The following is a 15,869-nucleotide window of genomic DNA, read 5'->3' as shown; positions in this document are numbered from 1 at the left end:
TCACCAAACGGTGAAGTGAATGTCAAGGCGCTCAGAGAAGCTGGTTGAGCAGGGTGGCGGCGCGGGTGGCGCCGTCGGTGGGGATCTCGAGGTAGTCGACTGGCTGGGTCAGCTGTTTGGCGATCGCCTCGGCGAGGAGTTGTGGGTTGCTGGCTGCCGCGTAGGGCAGGTGGTGGCCGGCGTTGTGGCGCTCGAGGCGGGTACGGACGTGGAAGTTCTGCTCGAAGTGGTGCTCGAGAGGGACGTAGATGAAGGGGATGCGGAGTGCTGTCAGCTCCATGCAGGTGGATAGACCGCCTTGGGTGATGGCGAGGTCGGCCACTGCCAGGTGCTGGTTCAGGTCCGGTAGATAGCCGTGGATGGTGACGCCTTCGGTTGGCGGTAGGTCGGCTGGGTCGATGCGGGGGCCGGTGACGAACACGAACTCCAGACCGGAGACCAGGCGACGGGCCAGCGGTACTGCGTCCAGCACCCGGTGGAGCAGAGCCTGGCCGGCCGCTGATCCACCGACGCTGACCACGCACAGCAGTTGATTGCTGCGATACCCCAACTCCTCGCGCCCGCCTCCTGTGGCCGCGGGAGAGCTCGGTGCCGTGCCGTTGATGTAGCCGGTGAAGGTGTAGTTGGTGGTGGCCCAGTCGCGGATCGAGGGGAGGCCGGAGCCGAAGGTGGTGGTGACGATGTCTTCTGGGTCGCCGACGAAGAGCGAGTGGTCGCGGAGGCGGGGATAGCGGGCCCGGTGTTCGAGCATCTCGGCGTTGTAGTCGGCGGTCAGGGCGGCTTCGGCGGTGCCGCCCTCGGGCATCGGGAGCCAGCCGATGAAGTCGGTGAGCCAGGCGTAGCTGAAGTGCTTGAGCTCCGGGTTCTCGTGCAGGAAGTAGTCGACCTCCCAGGCCTCGTCGGCGATCACCAGGTCGTAGTACTGGTCGTCGACGATGTCGGCGAAGGTGAGGAAGTTCGCGACCAGGATCTCGTCCATCCGGCGGATCGCCTGGAACGCGTGCAGGTCGTGGTCGTCTGCCTCGAAGTCGACGTGCGCGGCTTCGCTGATCAGTAGCAAGGATGCTGGGTGCAATATTTCGCCGGCATCGTGCAGCACTCTGGTCACCGGATGTTGCGCGAGCCAGTCGATCTGCAGCTCAGGGCGCAGTAGGCGGAGCTCGCGGGCGATGGCGAGATCGCGCTTCGCATGGCCGAGTCCGATCGGTGACGAGAGATAAAGGGCTCGGCGAGGGCGGTTGAGCGCACGAACCCAGGTGCGCCGCGCCGGCTGGCCCGCAGCGGCGAGCCCCGGCTGGCGTGCGGCTGCGCTCGCCTGGCGGGATGGGTGGTTGGTGGTGATGAAGTCTTTGAGGAGGCGGTTGAAGAAGACTGGGTCTCGGGCGTGCGGGGCGTGGGCAGCGCCTTCGATGGTGACCAGGGTGCCGCCGGTCAGTTCGGCAAGGCGTTGGGCCTCGGCTAGCGGACGTACTGTGTCGTCGGAGCCGTGGACTATGAGTACCGGGCACTGCACCGGCGGAAGAGACGGCTGCTGGGCTTGGCGGGCGGCTTCTGTGTCGACCAGGCGGTCGGGGCCGATCTGCAGGCCCCAGCGGATGCCGTCCTCGATCTGCTTGGTGGAGTGCGGCTCACTGAAGACCTGTCCGAAGAAGAACCCGATGAAGTCCCCGTAGCCGCCCTCCTGCCAGTAGTAGCGGTTGTACTTCGCCCACCCCTCGTCAGTCGGTTGGCGCTTGCCCCACAAGCCCTTCGGGTCCGGGACGAGACCGGGTGCGCTGCCCACGCACACGACGCCCCGCACCCGATCCGGTTGAGCCGCGGCCACCTGCAGGGCCCACGGAACACCACGGGAGAAGCCGACCAGCACACACTCCGCAACCCCGGCAGCATCGAGTACTGCGAGGGTGTCGGCCACGTACTCCGCTTCGGCGTACGCCGCGGCTCCTACCGGCTTGCTGGAAGCGCCGGAGCCGCGGCCGTCGAAGGTGATCACCCGGAAGTGCCTGGCCAGGTACGGCACCTGTGCCTTCCACATCCGGGACGGCACGATCGACCAGGTCGGCATCAGCACGACCGTGGGCCCGCCGTTCCCCCTCTCGACGGCGGGCCCGTCGTCCCCCTGCCCGGGCATCGGCCCGTCCCACCCCTGCTCAGGCGTCGGTCCGTCCCACACGTGGTACGCGATCGTCACCCCGCCCCGCTCGACCGTCCCCACGTGGTCTGCCGGTCGAGCGGGACGCTCCGGTTCCATCTGCCTAACCCCCAAGGCCTTGCCTGTCAGTACATTCCCCCACCTCGGCACTGTCTCAGGGGCGGACCTCGAAGACCAGGTTGAACGGGGTCTCGGCGGCGGTACGGAACCGGGTGAAGCCGGCCGCGGTGGTGACGTCGTGGATCCGGGCCGGCCCCGCCTGCGTTCCGAGGGCCAGGCCGACGTCCTGGGACAGCGAAGCCGGAGTACAGAGCAGCGTGGAGAAGCCGTAGTACGCGCGGCCGACCGGGTTGAGGTTGTCCTCGACGCGGTCGCCTGCCATCGGCTCGACGACCATCCAGGTGCCGTCGGACGCCAGCGACTCGCGCACGTGCTTGGCAGCGCCGACCGGGTCGCCCATGTCGTGCAGCGCGTCGAACGTCGTCACCAGGTCGTACCCGCTTCCGCTGTACTTCGTCGCTGCCGCGACCTCGAACGTCACGCGATCCGAGACCCCCGCCTCGGCCGCGCGCTGGCGAGCCGTCTCGATCGACTCCGGGTGGTAGTCCGAGCCGAAGAAGGTGGACTGCGGGAACGCCTGTGCCATCAGGATGGTCGAGGCGCCGTGCCCGCAGCCGATGTCGGCCACCCGGGCTCCCGTCTGCAGCTTCTGCACCACGTCGTCGAGCGCGGGCAGCCAGCCGGCGATCAGGTTGGCGTTGTAGCCGGGGCGGAAGAAGCGCTCGCAGCCCAGGTGTACGTCGGAGTTGTGCTCGTGCCAGCCGATCCCTGCGCCGCTGCGGGCGGCCTCGATCGTCTCGGTGGTGTGCTGCACGGTGCCGAGAGCGATCTGGAAGAAGCCGGGCAGGAATGCCGGGCTGGTCTCGTCCGTGAGGGCTACTGCCTGCTCCGGTGGCAGTAGGTACTTGCTTGTGCTCGGGTCGTACTCGACGAAACCGCCTGCTGCTTGGGCGTTGAGCCATTCGCGGGCGTAGTGCTCGCTGGTGCTCGTCTTCTCCGCCAGCTCGGCCGGTGTGGTCGGACCGCCGTCCGCTAGTGCGTGGTAGTAGCCGAGGCGGTCCCCCATCACCACGAGCGCAGCGTTGAGTGTCGCGCCCACCTCGCCCACTGCCTGGCCCACGAAGGCCATCAGCTTGTCCATGTCGATCGCAACTGTGGTCATCTCTCAGTTCCCTCCCTGGATCTGTACTGCGAACCTAGAAGTCGTCGTAACCCCCTCGCATCAGGTGGCCCACCTGGTGTGTACTGCCAGACATGCTGATCGGGCGGGACACCGAGCGGCGGGCGATCGAACGGCTGGTCGCGGGGGCGCGGGTGGGATCCAGCGGGGTACTGCTGATCACCGGGGAACCGGGGATCGGCAAGACAGCTCTCGTGACAGAGACGGCGATGCTCGCCGCAGGTCTGCGCGTCCTCACAGCCCAAGGCACCGAAGCAGAACAAGAACTCCCCTTCGGCACCCTCCTCCAACTCCTCCGCCCAGCACTGGGAGAACTACCTCGCATCCCAGCTCCCCAACGGGATGCGCTGGCGGCTGCTCTTGCCCTGCGGACGACCTCGGTACATACAAGTCCAGAGGAGCGATTTGCTGTGGGGGCTGCTGTGTTGAGCCTGGTTTGCCGATACGCCGAGGGGGCGCCGGTGGTGGTGTTGGTGGATGATGCGCAGTGGGTGGATCTGCCGTCGGCGGAGGCGATCTTGTTTGCGGCTCGGCGGTTGGTGGCGGATCCGATCGGGCTGGTGATCGCGGCGCGGTCGGGGGAGCCGCATCCGCTGGCTCAGGCGGATCTGCCGGAGCTGCGGTTGAGCGGGGTGGGGCTGGCGGCGGCGCACGAGTTGGTGGGTGGGTTGCCCGTGGATCTGGTGGCGAGTCTGCATCGGACCGTGGCAGGGAATCCGTTGGCGCTCTTGGAGCTGGCCAGGGATCCAGAGCAACTGCAGCGGGTACCGCCCGGTGTGCCGGTGCCCGTACCAGCACTGCTCGCAGAAGCCTTTACTGCAAGGGCTGACAAGCTCAGCGATGCAGCACAGCGCGCACTGCTCGTCGCCTCCATGGAAGACGGCGACCTGGGAGTGGTAGCGAAAGCCTGCGCTGACCTTGAGGTAGACATCGCAGTACTGGCTGAAGGCGAGCAGGCCGGCCTCATCCACCTCAAGGACGGACGAGTCGAGTTCAGACACCCTCTGGTCCGCTCGGCCATCTACGCGAGCGCCGAGCCCGCACACCGTCGAGCAGTGCACCTAGCGGTGGCCAACGCAGTACAGGATGCCGACCGCCGCGCCTGGCATCTTTCCGAGACAGTGCTCGGTACAGACGACGCAGTAGCCGCAGCACTGGAGCTAGCAGGCGACCACGCCGTCGACAGAGGAGCACATGCAGTCGCAGCAACCGCCTACGAACGCTCCGCCCGCCTCACCGGTACTACGAACGCACGCGCCCTGCGGCTGGTAGCGGCCGGTCAGGCTGCTTGGTTCGCTGGTATCGCCGAGCGGGCCGACGACCTCCTCAACGAGGCGCTGACCCTCGATCCGCCCGGACCCGTCCGTACCCACGCGGACGAGTTGCGCGGCGACATCGCAGTGAAGTGCGGATCCCCAGCACGCGCCCGCGACATCCTCATGGCCGCAGCAGCTGAGACCACCGACCCGGAAGCAGCGGTAGGCCTCCTCGCGGACGTAGTGAGCGCCTGCTTCCGTCTAGGCGACGCATCGACAGCGCTGAAGGCCGGAGCCGGCCTGACCGAGCTACTGCCGCAGGTCGAGCGCCCAGGCACCCGTGTCATCGGCCTACTCGCCAGCGGCATCGCCAAGGTACTCGGGGGCAGCGGTGGTACGGAGGAGATCCGCCAAGCCATCGCGCTGGCACCATCGGTCGCCCTGGACCACGACAGGCGACGGCAGATCTGGATGATGCTCGCGCCGCTCTTCCTGCGCGAGACAGGCACCGGCCGCGCACTGATCGAAGAGGCGATGCGGGAACGCCGTGACCAGGTCGCAGTAGGAGTACTACCTGGCGTGCTCTTCCACTTGGCGCGTGACGACGCCACCACCGACCGCTGGGCCGACGCAGCGACGTCGTACGACGAAGGGGTCCGGCTGAGCCGGGAGACCGGGCAGACGACCGAGCTCGCGATCAACCTGGCCGGCCTGGCGTGGCTGTCGGCCCACCAAGGCCGCGAGAAGGAGTGCCGGGCGAATGCGACCGAAGCGATGGAGATCTGCGCGGAACGGCAGATCCATCTCGGGCTGGTCTGGGCGCTGTTCGCGCTAGGCGATCTCGAGCTGGGCAAAGGCGATCCGCAGCAGGCGCTACCGCAGTACGAGCGCTTGGCGGAGGTACTGGCTTCGCTGGGGGTGCTGGACCCCGACCTGTCGCCGGCGCCCGAGTTGGTGGAGGTCTACCTGCGACTTGGGAGAGCCGACGAAGCAACAAGGGTGGCAAGGGCATTCGCTGTGCGGGCCGGGGAGAAAGGGCAGCCGTGGGCACAGGCGCGCGCTGCTCGGGTGCTCGGGCTGGTTGAGGATGACGAGCACCGGTTCGAGGAGGCGTTGGAGTGGCATGCGCGGACACTGGACGTCTTCCAGACCGCACGCACTCGCCTCGCCTATGGCGGCTGGCTGCGCAGGGCTAGAAGGAGAGTGGACGCCCGAGGGCAGCTACGGGAAGCAGTAGCGGCCTTCGACCGGCTAGGCGCACCTGGTTGGGCTGACCAGGCTGCTGCGGAGCTCAAGGCGACAGGGGAGACAGCACGCCGTCGCGAGCCCAGTACTGCGGATGACCTGACTCCACAAGAGCGGCAGATCGCACTACTGCTCGCTGGTGGCCAGAGCATCCGCAGTGTTGCGGCCAGCCTCTTCCTGAGTCCCAAGACGGTCGAGTACCACCTGCGGAAGGTCTACACGAAGCTAGGCATCCACTCCCGCCCGGAGCTGGCTGCAGTACTCGAGAGCAGGGATCAGGGTGGAGGCCGGTAATTGCCGGGCGATCTGGGCCGGGGCATGGCATGGTCCGACTGTGGATGCTGCGACGTGGACCTCTGACGAGTGGCTCAGTCAGGCACAAGCCTGGCTCGACGAACAGCTGGCGGCTGCCGGCACCCAGCGCGTGGGCGAGTTGGCTCAGCCGCGGGTCCGGGCGTGGGGGACTGTGCTGCGCGCCGACACGACTGCCGGCCCGGTCTGGCTGAAGGCTCCTGGTCCGCACACGGCTTTCGAAGTACCGCTCTATCGGCTGCTGGCGATGCTCGTACCGCGCTTCGTGCTGGAACCGATCGCTGTCGATGTGGAGCGCGGCTGGGTGCTCCTGCCGGATGGCGGCCCTACGCTGCGCGAGCAGTTGGGGGACCGGGACCTGTCCGAGGTGATGACGCGAGTACTTCCGCAGTACGCCGAACTGCAGCTCGAGCTGATGCCGCATGCCGAGGATCTCCTGGCTGCCGGTGTCACCGACATGCGACCGGCCGTGATGCCGCAGCGGTTCGACGAGGCGCTGGAGGCCACCGGCCGGTACGTCGATTCAGCGGGTGACGCAGAGGCCAAGGAGCGGTACGCCTGGATCGCCGGGCAGCGAACTGAGTTCGCCGCGCGCTGCGCCGACCTGTCCGATCGGGCCAGCCTCGACCACAACGACCTGCACACGAACAACATCCTCGGCGGCCCGGACGACGCTGTGCGCTTCTATGACTGGGGTGACAGCGTGCTCGCGCACTCGTTCAGCACCATGCTGGTCCCGTTGCTGGCACTCACCAAGCTGCTCGAAGTCGGCCCGGACGACGACCGGGTACTCCGGCCGCGCGACGCCTACCTGGAGGTGTTCGGGAATCCGGCCGAGCTGGTCGCCGAACTCGACCTGGCCTGCTGGATCGGCAAGGTCGCCCGCGCGCTGGTCTGGGAGCGTTCCCTGCACGGCGACCCGGGCGAGTACGCCGACGCACCACTGGAAACCCTGTGGTCCTTACGGATGAATTCCTGGCACTTCCCCGCCTGAGACAGGTTTCGTCGATTGGGTCGGGGTTGACATCTGATGGCATGCTTCCTGAGGTGACAGAGTTGATGGACGCCGTTCGGCACCTCCTCGGGATCGCCACGGCATCGCATTGGCTGATCCTGGTTCTCTTCGTGGCCGCGACCGTCGACGCTGTCTTCCCGGTCGTACCGAGCGAGGGCCTGGTGCTCACCGCGGGGATGGCGGCCGCGGCCGGTCATCAGAACCTGTTGCTCGTGATCGTCGCCGCGATGGTCGGCTCCGTCATCGGCGAGTCCGTCTGCTACCTCCTCGGCCGCGGCTCCGGGCCGGCCCTGCATCGCTGGATGCGGCGCCAGGAGAAGCGACAACGGATCTTCGAGAAGGTCTCCAAGGCGCTGCACTCGCGCGGCGGACTGATCCTGATGACGGTGCGCTACATCCCCGGCGCGCGGATGGTCGCGACGCTGACGGCGGGCGCGACGGCGTACTCGTTCCGCAAGTTCATCCTGTTCACCATCGCCGGGGTCACGATCGCCTACACCTACGTCGCGTTGCTCGGCTACCTGGGCGGCGGTGCGTTCGCGCACGACTCGCTCAAGGCGCTCGCGTTCAGCCTCGGGCTGGCGTTCACGATCGGCACGGTGGTCGAGACGACCCGCCGGATCGCGATGAAGCGCAAGGCGATGGCCGCGGCGAAGGTCACAGCCGGGTAACGATCAGCCGTTTGCTTTCCGCGCGAGCGCGTGTCCGGGGCCAACCCGGTTGCCCTTTCGTGCGTCAGTAGAGGCGTGGTGAGGCCCGCAGTACTGCGTTTGCTGACCTGTACCGTCGTGATGGCGGCACTGGTCGGTGGCTGCGCCGACGTCCCGCTCGAAGGCGCCGGTCCGGGGGAGAACCCGACCAAGCCGCCCAGCACGGGCCACCCTCCTTCGAAGACCCCGAGCAAGCCACCCAGCAAGACTCCCAGTGCGACGCCGGATCCTTCGACCACGCTGACTCCAGGTGTGAAGGCGCCGGCCGCCGCACCGGTCACGCGGAGGTTCCCGAAGACGCTGCGGAACGGCAAGCCGCCGCTCTTCGTGGTCATCTCGTTCGACGGCGCCGGCGATCTCCCGTTGTGGGCGCATTGGCGGTCCATCGCCAAGCAGGTCAACGCCCGGATGACGTTCTTCCTGTCCGGCCCGTACCTCTACCCGCAATCACGCAAGACCAACTACAAGCCGCCGTACAAGAAGCCCGGCGCGTCGGACATCGGCTGGGGTGATCCCGACAAGATCCAGCGGCGGGCCGTCGTCCTGCGCCAGGCGATCGCCGAAGGCCATGAGATCGGTACGCACGCCAACGGGCACTTCTGCGGCAAGGACGGCATCGACCGCTGGACCGGCCCGCAGTGGACCAACGAGCTGACAGCCTTCGACGCGATGGTGCGCAACGGGCCGTCGCTGGCTGCGGGCAAGACGCTGGCACCGCCGTTCGATCCGAGTACGGTCAAGGGGATGCGGACTCCGTGCCTGGAGGGCAACAGGCCGGCGTACCGGGCAGTGATGAAGCAGCGCGGGATGCTGTACGACGCCTCCGAGCCCGGCTACATCGCGTGGCCGAAGAAGGAGAACGGGCTGTGGAACTTCCCACTGCAGTCCGTGCAGCTCGCAGGCACCCACAAGAACACGCTGACGATGGACTACAACCTCTGGTACAGCCAGACGGAGGCGCACGAGGCTCCGGCCGCGCATGCGCCCGCACTGAAGGCACAGGTGCTCGCTACCTACCGCATGGCGCTGGCCCGCTCCCGTGCGGGCGGCAACCCGCCGCTGTTCCTCGGCAACCACTTCAACCGCTGGAACAACAGCGTGTACTCCGATGCGCTCACCAGCTTCGTCCAGGAGACCTGCACGCAACCGGACGTCCGCTGCGTCTCCAACATCGAGCTAGTGAGTTGGCTGACCCGGTACGGCGTACCTAAAGCTTGAGGTAGCCGAACGCGTTCTGCCAGGTGCCGCCGGCCTTGATCCGGGCGACGATCAGGCGCTGCAGCGTCGTGTCCTGGGGGAAGTCGTCCAGGTGGTCGAGGTCGTGGCTGCGGAAGGTGAAGAAGACCGCGCTGTCCTGGGAGTCCCGCGGTTCGCCGTACGGGGTGAAGCGGCGGCCGAAGCGGACCATGTTGGAGTCCTGGGGCAGGTTGTCGAGCAGGTACGGATCGAGCAGCCAGGAGCCGAGAGTCGCGGTCTTCACCGGGTACTCCGGGAAGATCCGCGGGAAGAACTCACGAGCCCGCGCGAAGCTGTCGTCGATCGCCTCGGGCGTCAGCGGACCCGTCTCCGGAATGTGGACGCCGATCACCCATTCGCCGGGCTCGGTGCCGGGTACCGGATTGCCGTCCGGCACCTGGTGGAGCAGGAACTGCAGCCGACCGAGCGCGAAGATCATCCCGGTCCAGTGGATCCCCATCCACCAGTGCGTGGCCAGCCCGTACTCCCCGAAGGTCCGCCGATGGACGTCCAACTGCTTGCCCAGGTCGGCCAGCGTCGCCCAGCTGATCTCGTCGCTGATGCCGCGCTGCTGGTGGTACCGCCGGATGTCGGGCAGCGTCTCCAGCAGCGCCGCCACCGTGTTCCGCGGGTCGTCCGGCATCTTGACCGACTCGCCCTCGGCCGGGAACGTCCCGATCGCGGCCCGGATCTGCCCGGCCAGCTCCTCGACCACGGCCGGGTCAGCCTCGAACTTCTCCGCGGCCTCCCGATCGGCCTCGGTGAAACCCAGCAGTCGGTACTCCTCAACGGTGGTCACAGCCCAACCGTAGTCGTTGGATAGTTACGAGTCCGCGCTATTTCTCGCCAAGCGGCGCACAGAAACCGAGGGGTCCGGGCCTATCGTTGCGCTGTGTCCGGGTACCTTCGCTTTCCGCCACCGGCGGCCCAACGCGACGTCGTCGAGCACTACTGGATGCTCGAGATGCCGGGCTCGGCGACGGAGCTTAAGCAGCAGATCCTGATCCCCAACGGACGTCCGGGGTTGGCCGTTTCGCTGGCCGAGCCGGGGGCCCGGCAGGATCCGGTGAGGGGCGCGACCTGGGTCAACGATGCGGCGGTGTTCGGCATCATGACGCGGCCGCACGTCCTCAGTCAGACCGGGATGTCGAGCTATGTAGGCGCCGAGCTGAAACCGTGGGGCATCGCCGCCCTCGGCCTGCCGAGTGTGTGTTTGGGTCAGAGCGGGCGGCGAGGCTGGCGGACTTCGTGGAGGGGCAGCTTCGGCCGGTGCGTGGGGTCGGGGTGGTCTCGCAGGCGGTGGCTCTGCTCGAGGACAGTGGCGGGTCGGCGGCTGTCGGTGAGTTGGCTGACAGCATCGGGGTTTCGTACAGCAGCCTCTACCGGGTGTTCGTCGCAGCGACGGGGATCGGGCCGAAGCAGTTCGGTGAGATCGTCCGGTACTTCCGGTTCGTCGGCGGATTGCTGGACGGACCGGCTGATGCGACCGCCGTGCTCGCGGCGTTGCACGGGTACTACGACCAGGCGCATGCGGCTCGGGACTTCAAGCGCTACACCGGGGTCAGCGCGACGTCGTTCCGCGCAGTACAGAACGGGATCGCCGCGTTGATGCATGGAAGATCTGTCCAAGACGGCTGATGCTCGCCGGGAGATGCTTCCAGTGTCGAAGCAGAGGAGAGCATTGTGGGACGCATCATTCACGTCGAGCTGACCGCTACGGACACTGCCCGGGCGGCTGCCTTCTACGCCGAAGCCTTCGGGTGGAAGACCGAGTCGTCGCCGTTCGTCGACGAGTACTTGGTCGCGACGACGGGTGCCGGTGAGGGGATCGATGGGGCGATCATGGCGCGGGCGTACCAGGAGCAGGCGACGATCGCTTGGCTTCAGGTTGATGATCTTGACGCGACGTTGACTGCGGTACGGGAAGCCGGTGGGAGCGTGGCGGGCGAAGTACAGGAGATTCCTGGGCAGGGGCGGGTTGTCTATGTCCGCGATCCGGAAGGCACGTTGGTGGGGCTCAGAGGCCAATAGGATCGAGGCTGTGGAGTTTCGGTCGGCGGGTGCTGGTGATGCGGAGCGGGTTGCGGGGCTGCACGCGGATAGTTGGCGGCGGAATTATCGCGGGGCGTTCGCCGATGCGTTCCTCGATGGGGAGCTGGTCGCGGAGCGGGTGTCGGTGTGGTCGAAGCGGCTGATCGATCCGGGTGGTACGGCGACGATTCTTGCTGAGCAGGATGGCGAGTTCGTTGGGTTCGTCCATGTGATGTTCGATCTCGACCCGGTGTGGGGGAGTCTGGTCGACAACCTGCATGTGGTGCACGACCGGCGGCGGGGCGGGATCGGCCGGCAGTTGCTGGGGCGTGCGGCGCAGGCCGTGGTTGATCAGGCGAGCGGCGACGCGATGTATCTGTGGGTGCTCGAGCAGAACGTCGCGGCGCAGCAGTTCTACGTCGCGGTCGGAGCCGAGTGCGTGGAGACCGCGCCTGTGGCTCCGCCTGGAGGTGATCCGGACCGGCTCAACGGCACTCCCAACGGACTGCGGATGGCATGGCCGGACGCAGCACAGCTCAACCCCGCGACCTGACTGACGGCAGCTCGGCGCTGACCGGCTGGGGCTGGACTTCGGTTGAGCAGGCTGAGGTCAGCCGGCGGCGGTGTCGATGTGGCGGGCCAGGACGAGGTCGTCGTCCGTGAGGCCGCCGGCCTCGTGGTTGGTGACCTTGAAGGTGATCGTGGTGTAGCGGATGTCGATGTCCGGGTGGTGGTTCATCGACTCGGCCAGCTGGGCGACGGTGGCGACCAGCCGGATGCCGTCCATGAACGAGTCCTTCTTCACGCTGCGCACCAGCGCGTTGTCCACGACCTTCCACTCCGGCAGGTGGTCGCGCAACGCGGCATCGATCTGGTCATCCGTCAGCAGCTCAGCCATAGCCGACACTCTAGTGCCCCGAGTCCGAAGTTCTTTGACGTGGGAGGCGCCCAGGCACGCACCTCACGGCACTTGAGAATCATCCACGATGCTCCGCATCGAGGACGCTCCTCAAGCACCGCGATGCACGCACCTGGACACCTCCCACTGTCAAACAACTTCGAACTCGGGGCACTAGTGCCCCAGACCCCGCCAGAACTCCAGTTGGTGCTCGGCCGAGTAGCCGACCGGCGCGATCTTGCCGGGGGCCAGCGACTGGACGGTGTCCGGGGTGCTGAATCGCTTCCACTCCGGTACGCCGGAACCGTTGGGATCTCCGCGATGCGCGAAGTTCGTCCAGTACGCGATCATCGTGTCGGACAGGGCGACCTGGTCGGGCCGCATCGCCGCCGCGCCCTCCGCGTCCCGGAACAGGTAGCCGACGTCGCCGCCGTGCCAAGCGCCCGGATCGAACCCCTTCGGGAACGGGATGTCCGTCGGAGCGTCCCGATCGGCGAACTCGTAGAACCACAACGGGTTCTTCGCCGAGAGCAACTGGTTCTGCCGGAGCTGAGCCTGGGCCCACATCCGGTCCGTGATCACCGACGCCCAAGCCCTCGCTGGCGTCGGGTAGTCCTTCAACGGGTACTCCGCCAAGACCTTCTGCGCATCGGCGCCGAACGCGGTCCGGAGCAACTCGGGATACCCGGCGGCCGTCACCGGCTGCCCGGCCAACTCACGGAAGAAGGCGACGAAGGTGGTGTGCTCGTCCCGCGTCGTCCCCGCCAACACGGGCACCTCAGCAAAGTTGCCGTCGGCAAGTGCTTGAGCCGGATCCGCAGGCAGTTGAGCATTGCCGAGGGCGTACGCCTGGAAGATGTTCATCACCTGCGGCACCGCGAGAATCTTCGCGACGGGCACCTTGCGCAGGCAGGCAAGGTCCTCGCACCCGAGTTGCTTCGCGAGAGCCTGACCTTGCGAAGCGGAGCCTGCCGTTGTGGTCCAGCCGAGCCACGGCAGTGCGGGGATGCCGGGGTAGAGCGCGCCGGCCGGCAGGTCCATCAGGGTGAACCCGCTCTGCATGATCACCTTGTGGAACAGCCCTCGCGACAGCGACGACATTAGGTGCGCACCCGTCGCGGTCGCTCCGTACGAGACACCGAAGAGCGTCACATTGCCGGGGTCGCCACCGAAGGCGGCCACGTTGCGCTGGACCCAGCGCAGTACGGCGCGCTGGTCCTGGAGGCCGATCGTGCCGGAGTCCTCGAGTTCGGGGTGGCCGAAGGCGCCGAAGACACCGAGCCGGTAGTTGAAGGTGATCACCACGACGTCGCCGTCGACCGCGAGCCGGGTCGGGTCGAACTGGTCGCCCGAGCCGATCGCGCCGTCACCGTGGATCCAGACCATCACCGGCTTCTTGTTCTGCGGGGACGCGCTGTGGGGCGTGGTCAGGTTGAGGAACAGGCAGTCCTCGTTGTCGCTGGACAGGTCGGCGATGGCGCTCTTGACCTGCGGGCATGGGCTGCCGGGCTTGATGGCTGCGCGCTCGCCGGTCCAGGGCTTGACTGGCGCGGGCGGGGTCCAGCGCAGGTCGCCGACGGGCGGCGCGGCGTACGGGATGCCGTTGAAGACGCGGTGGTCGTCGTGCACCACGCCGCGGACGTCGCCGGCGTCGGTACGGACGACCGGATCCAGTGTGTCAGATCCTGGTACAGCGTTTTTGTTGCAGGCGGTGAGCAGGAGCAGGACGGCTCCTAGTCCGAGTAGACGTCGCATTGTCACGCCTTCCTGGTCGCGAGGTCGACCAGTGCGGTGAACTCCGCGGCTGCCGCGTCGAGGTCGAGGGCGGGGTCGAGGTCGAACTGGCGGACCAGGCCGTCGCGGATCGACAGGATCATCACGGCCATCAACTGGGGGTCGAAGTCTCGTAGTACGCCGTCGGTCTGTCCCTGCTGGAGGACAGCGGCGAGGGCGGCCTGGTCGGAGAGGGCCAGTTCAACCGGGGCGAGGTCGCTCTTGATCCGGATCAGCGTGGCGGCGTGGCTGCGGTGGGTTCGGAGGAACTCGACGTTGGCCTCGACGAAACCGCGGAGGATCGCAGCGGGCTCCTCGACGCCGCTCGTCCGGGCCAGGACGAACTCGCCGAACCGCTCGAGGATCTCCCGGCCGACCTCCGCGATCAGCTCCTGCTTGCCGGCGAAGTGGTACGAGATCATCCCCGTACTACTCAGCCCGGCTTCCTGTGCGATCGACTTGAACGACGCCTGCGCTGCCCCGTCGCGCGCGATCACCTCGATCGCCGCGGTCACGATCTGCGCCCGCCGCGCCTGCTCGGTCAGAGTCCGATTTGCTCGCATGAGCAAACCTTAGCTTACTCAAGCAAACGGATCCTGGCGGCGGTGGCCAGCGCCGCCAGCGCGAGGGCGGAGCTGGCGGTGATGATGGCGCCGAAGACCCAGGCGCCGGGGGCGTCGGCGTTGAGGGCGAGCAGGGTTCCGCTGACCGCGAGAGCCGTGGCGATGCTCATCGTGCCGGCCATCTGGGCGGCGCTGACGTTGCGGCCGGAGTTGCTGTCGTCCGACAGTCCGAGAGTGAGCACCGAGAGGCTGGACGAGCTGAGGCCCATGCCGATGCCCGAGATCATCCAGCCGATCAGGCCGGGCCAGATGACGTCGCCCGCCCACGCTAGGAGGGAGGTGCCGGCCAGCCCGACGGTCATCACGGTCAGGCCTGTTCGGAGTACCGTCACGCGCTGGATGCCGTGCTCGCGGCCTTGCAGCCAAGAGCCGAACGCCCAGCTGACGCCGGTGATCGAGAGCGTGATGCCCGCGCGCGACGGGCTGAAGTCGTGGCGCAAAGTCAGGAGCAGGGGCAGGTAGGCGCCAGTGCCCGCGAAGGCCGCGCCGGTCAGCCCGCGGACGGCGACCACCGACGGGAACCCGCGACGGAGTACGAAGGTGCCGCGAGGCATCACCCGTACCGCCGCAGCGCCGAGCACCAGCAAACTGACCAGAATCGTCAACCCTGCAAGGAGATGGTGCCGCTCGAGATGATCGCCCGCCAGCGTCATCGAGAAGAGCGCGACGGACGCCGCGAACGCCCACGGCATGGCCGCCCGCCACGCGGCCAACTCCGCAGCATCCTCCGTACTGCGCTCAGGCGCGGGCGTCCGCCTGGCGAGCCGCATCGCAGGCTGGAGCAGGAACCAACTCGGCACGAGCAGGACGACCGCGCCGAGGAAGACCCATCGCCAGCCAACCTGCTCGGTCACGAACCCGGTCAGCACCGGCCCGACCACCGACGGCAGGATCCACATCGCCGCGAACAACGAGAACATCCGCGGCCGCAGTACGGCGGGAAGCGCCCTGGCGACGAGCACCATCAATCCGACGTCGAGCAGCCCTTCCGCCAGCCCGCTCAGCAACCGCCCGGCCACCACCATCGGCATGCCTTGCGCAGTACCGACGAGCAGTTGGGCGAGGGCGAACGCGATCGCGCCTGCCCGCAGGGTCGGGATCGGCCCGCGACGATCACTCCACTGGCCGGCAATCGCGAGCGCGACCAGGTAGCTCGCATTGGGCGCCGCACTCGCCAGCCCGAACAGGCCGAGCGCGTCGAACTCCCGGACCATCGTCGGCAACGCGGTCCCCACCGCCCGGTTCTCGAACGCGCTCAGCGTCACCAGGGCGACGGCGCCGAAGACGAGGGGGAGATGCGGCCCGCTGAACAGGCGCGGCGGTTTCGTGGGGACCTCGGTCACAGACATGGCCCCCATCGTTGGACTTAAAGCGCGCT

Annotated in this window: 14 protein-coding genes and 1 pseudogene; 8 read left to right on the top strand and 7 right to left on the bottom strand. The window is 67.6% G+C overall.

Annotated features, from left to right (window positions below; genetic code table 11):
• Positions 1–31: 31 nt before the first annotated feature.
• Both OHA70_RS02585 and OHA70_RS02580 read right to left on the bottom strand, forming a co-directional pair.
• Entirely contained in the window at positions 32–2,251 is a 2,220-nt protein-coding gene (locus OHA70_RS02585; protein ID WP_328328074.1) for an alpha/beta hydrolase, read from the bottom strand.
• Positions 2,252–2,306: 55 nt separating this feature from the next.
• Positions 2,307–3,374: a class I SAM-dependent methyltransferase gene (locus OHA70_RS02580; protein WP_328328072.1), complete on the bottom strand. Its 1,068-nt coding sequence runs from the start codon at positions 3,372–3,374 to the stop codon at positions 2,307–2,309.
• A 92-nt stretch (positions 3,375–3,466) separates the two neighbouring features.
• Here OHA70_RS02580 and OHA70_RS02575 point away from each other — a divergent pair, with 92 nt between their 5' ends.
• From OHA70_RS02575 to OHA70_RS02560, 4 genes are all read left to right on the top strand, one after another.
• A complete protein-coding gene (locus OHA70_RS02575) occupies positions 3,467–6,187 on the top strand; it encodes a helix-turn-helix transcriptional regulator (protein WP_328328070.1) in 2,721 nt (906 codons plus the stop codon).
• Between the two features lie 40 nt (positions 6,188–6,227).
• A complete protein-coding gene (locus OHA70_RS02570; RefSeq protein WP_328328068.1) occupies positions 6,228–7,199 on the top strand; it encodes a hypothetical protein in 972 nt (323 codons plus the stop codon).
• A 53-nt stretch (positions 7,200–7,252) separates the two neighbouring features.
• The gene (locus OHA70_RS02565; protein WP_328328066.1) at positions 7,253–7,891 is read left to right on the top strand and encodes a DedA family protein; all 639 of its coding nucleotides are present in this window, start codon (positions 7,253–7,255) and stop codon (positions 7,889–7,891) included.
• A 75-nt stretch (positions 7,892–7,966) separates the two neighbouring features.
• Positions 7,967–9,148: a hypothetical protein gene (locus OHA70_RS02560; protein ID WP_328328064.1), complete on the top strand. Its 1,182-nt coding sequence runs from the start codon at positions 7,967–7,969 to the stop codon at positions 9,146–9,148.
• Here OHA70_RS02560 and OHA70_RS02555 read toward each other — a convergent pair.
• On the bottom strand, positions 9,138–9,965 hold the full coding sequence (locus OHA70_RS02555; protein WP_328328062.1) for an acyltransferase domain-containing protein: 828 nt from the start codon (positions 9,963–9,965) through the stop codon (positions 9,138–9,140). The two genes, OHA70_RS02560 and OHA70_RS02555, sit on opposite strands and share 11 nt — an antisense overlap.
• Before the next feature lie 93 nt (positions 9,966–10,058).
• Here OHA70_RS02555 and OHA70_RS39750 point away from each other — a divergent pair.
• The 4 genes and pseudogenes from OHA70_RS39750 to OHA70_RS02540 form a co-directional block, all read left to right on the top strand.
• Positions 10,059–10,349: pseudogene (locus OHA70_RS39750) on the top strand (DUF6597 domain-containing transcriptional factor); the annotation flags it as partial.
• 86 nt (positions 10,350–10,435) lie between these two features.
• Positions 10,436–10,804, top strand: a complete 369-nt coding sequence (locus OHA70_RS02550; protein WP_328328060.1) for a helix-turn-helix domain-containing protein — start codon at positions 10,436–10,438, stop codon at positions 10,802–10,804.
• A 45-nt stretch (positions 10,805–10,849) separates the two neighbouring features.
• Entirely contained in the window at positions 10,850–11,197 is a 348-nt protein-coding gene (locus OHA70_RS02545; RefSeq protein WP_328328058.1) for a VOC family protein, read from the top strand.
• Between the two features lie 10 nt (positions 11,198–11,207).
• A complete protein-coding gene (locus OHA70_RS02540) occupies positions 11,208–11,750 on the top strand; it encodes a GNAT family N-acetyltransferase (protein WP_328328057.1) in 543 nt (180 codons plus the stop codon).
• A 57-nt stretch (positions 11,751–11,807) separates the two neighbouring features.
• On the opposite strand, the gene OHA70_RS02535 is transcribed toward OHA70_RS02540, so the two are convergent.
• The 4 genes from OHA70_RS02535 to OHA70_RS02520 all read right to left on the bottom strand — a co-directional run bounded on the left by OHA70_RS02535 (position 11,808) and on the right by OHA70_RS02520 (position 15,840).
• The gene (locus OHA70_RS02535) at positions 11,808–12,095 is read right to left on the bottom strand and encodes a 4a-hydroxytetrahydrobiopterin dehydratase (protein ID WP_328328055.1); all 288 of its coding nucleotides are present in this window, start codon (positions 12,093–12,095) and stop codon (positions 11,808–11,810) included.
• A 174-nt stretch (positions 12,096–12,269) separates the two neighbouring features.
• The gene (locus tag OHA70_RS02530; RefSeq protein WP_328328053.1) at positions 12,270–13,850 is read right to left on the bottom strand and encodes a carboxylesterase/lipase family protein; all 1,581 of its coding nucleotides are present in this window, start codon (positions 13,848–13,850) and stop codon (positions 12,270–12,272) included.
• A gap of 2 nt (positions 13,851–13,852) precedes the next feature.
• Entirely contained in the window at positions 13,853–14,431 is a 579-nt protein-coding gene (locus OHA70_RS02525; RefSeq protein WP_328328051.1) for a TetR family transcriptional regulator, read from the bottom strand.
• Positions 14,432–14,445: 14 nt separating this feature from the next.
• The gene (locus OHA70_RS02520; protein WP_328328049.1) at positions 14,446–15,840 is read right to left on the bottom strand and encodes an MFS transporter; all 1,395 of its coding nucleotides are present in this window, start codon (positions 15,838–15,840) and stop codon (positions 14,446–14,448) included.
• Between the last annotated feature and the right edge of the window lie 29 nt (positions 15,841–15,869).

This window comes from Kribbella sp. NBC_00382, from assembly GCF_036067295.1.
Taxonomy (GTDB): Bacteria; Actinomycetota; Actinomycetes; order Propionibacteriales; family Kribbellaceae; genus Kribbella.
The sequence above is the reverse complement of the archived record's forward strand: the minus strand, read 5'-3'. Positions and strand labels throughout refer to the sequence as shown.

Bases quoted from the DNA above. Each gene is read 5' to 3' on its own strand.
- OHA70_RS02530 (WP_328328053.1), bottom strand. From the start codon at position 13,850: ATGCGACGTCTACTCGGACTAGGAGCCGTCCTGCTCCTGCTCACCGCC.
- OHA70_RS02575 (WP_328328070.1), top strand. From the start codon at position 3,467: ATGCTGATCGGGCGGGACACCGAGCGGCGGGCGATCGAACGGCTGGTC.
- OHA70_RS02520 (WP_328328049.1), bottom strand. From the start codon at position 15,840: ATGTCTGTGACCGAGGTCCCCACGAAACCGCCGCGCCTGTTCAGCGGG.
- OHA70_RS02585 (WP_328328074.1), bottom strand. From the start codon at position 2,251: ATGGAACCGGAGCGTCCCGCTCGACCGGCAGACCACGTGGGGACGGTC.
- OHA70_RS02525 (WP_328328051.1), bottom strand. From the start codon at position 14,431: ATGCGAGCAAATCGGACTCTGACCGAGCAGGCGCGGCGGGCGCAGATC.
- OHA70_RS02580 (WP_328328072.1), bottom strand. From the start codon at position 3,374: ATGACCACAGTTGCGATCGACATGGACAAGCTGATGGCCTTCGTGGGC.
- OHA70_RS02535 (WP_328328055.1), bottom strand. From the start codon at position 12,095: ATGGCTGAGCTGCTGACGGATGACCAGATCGATGCCGCGTTGCGCGAC.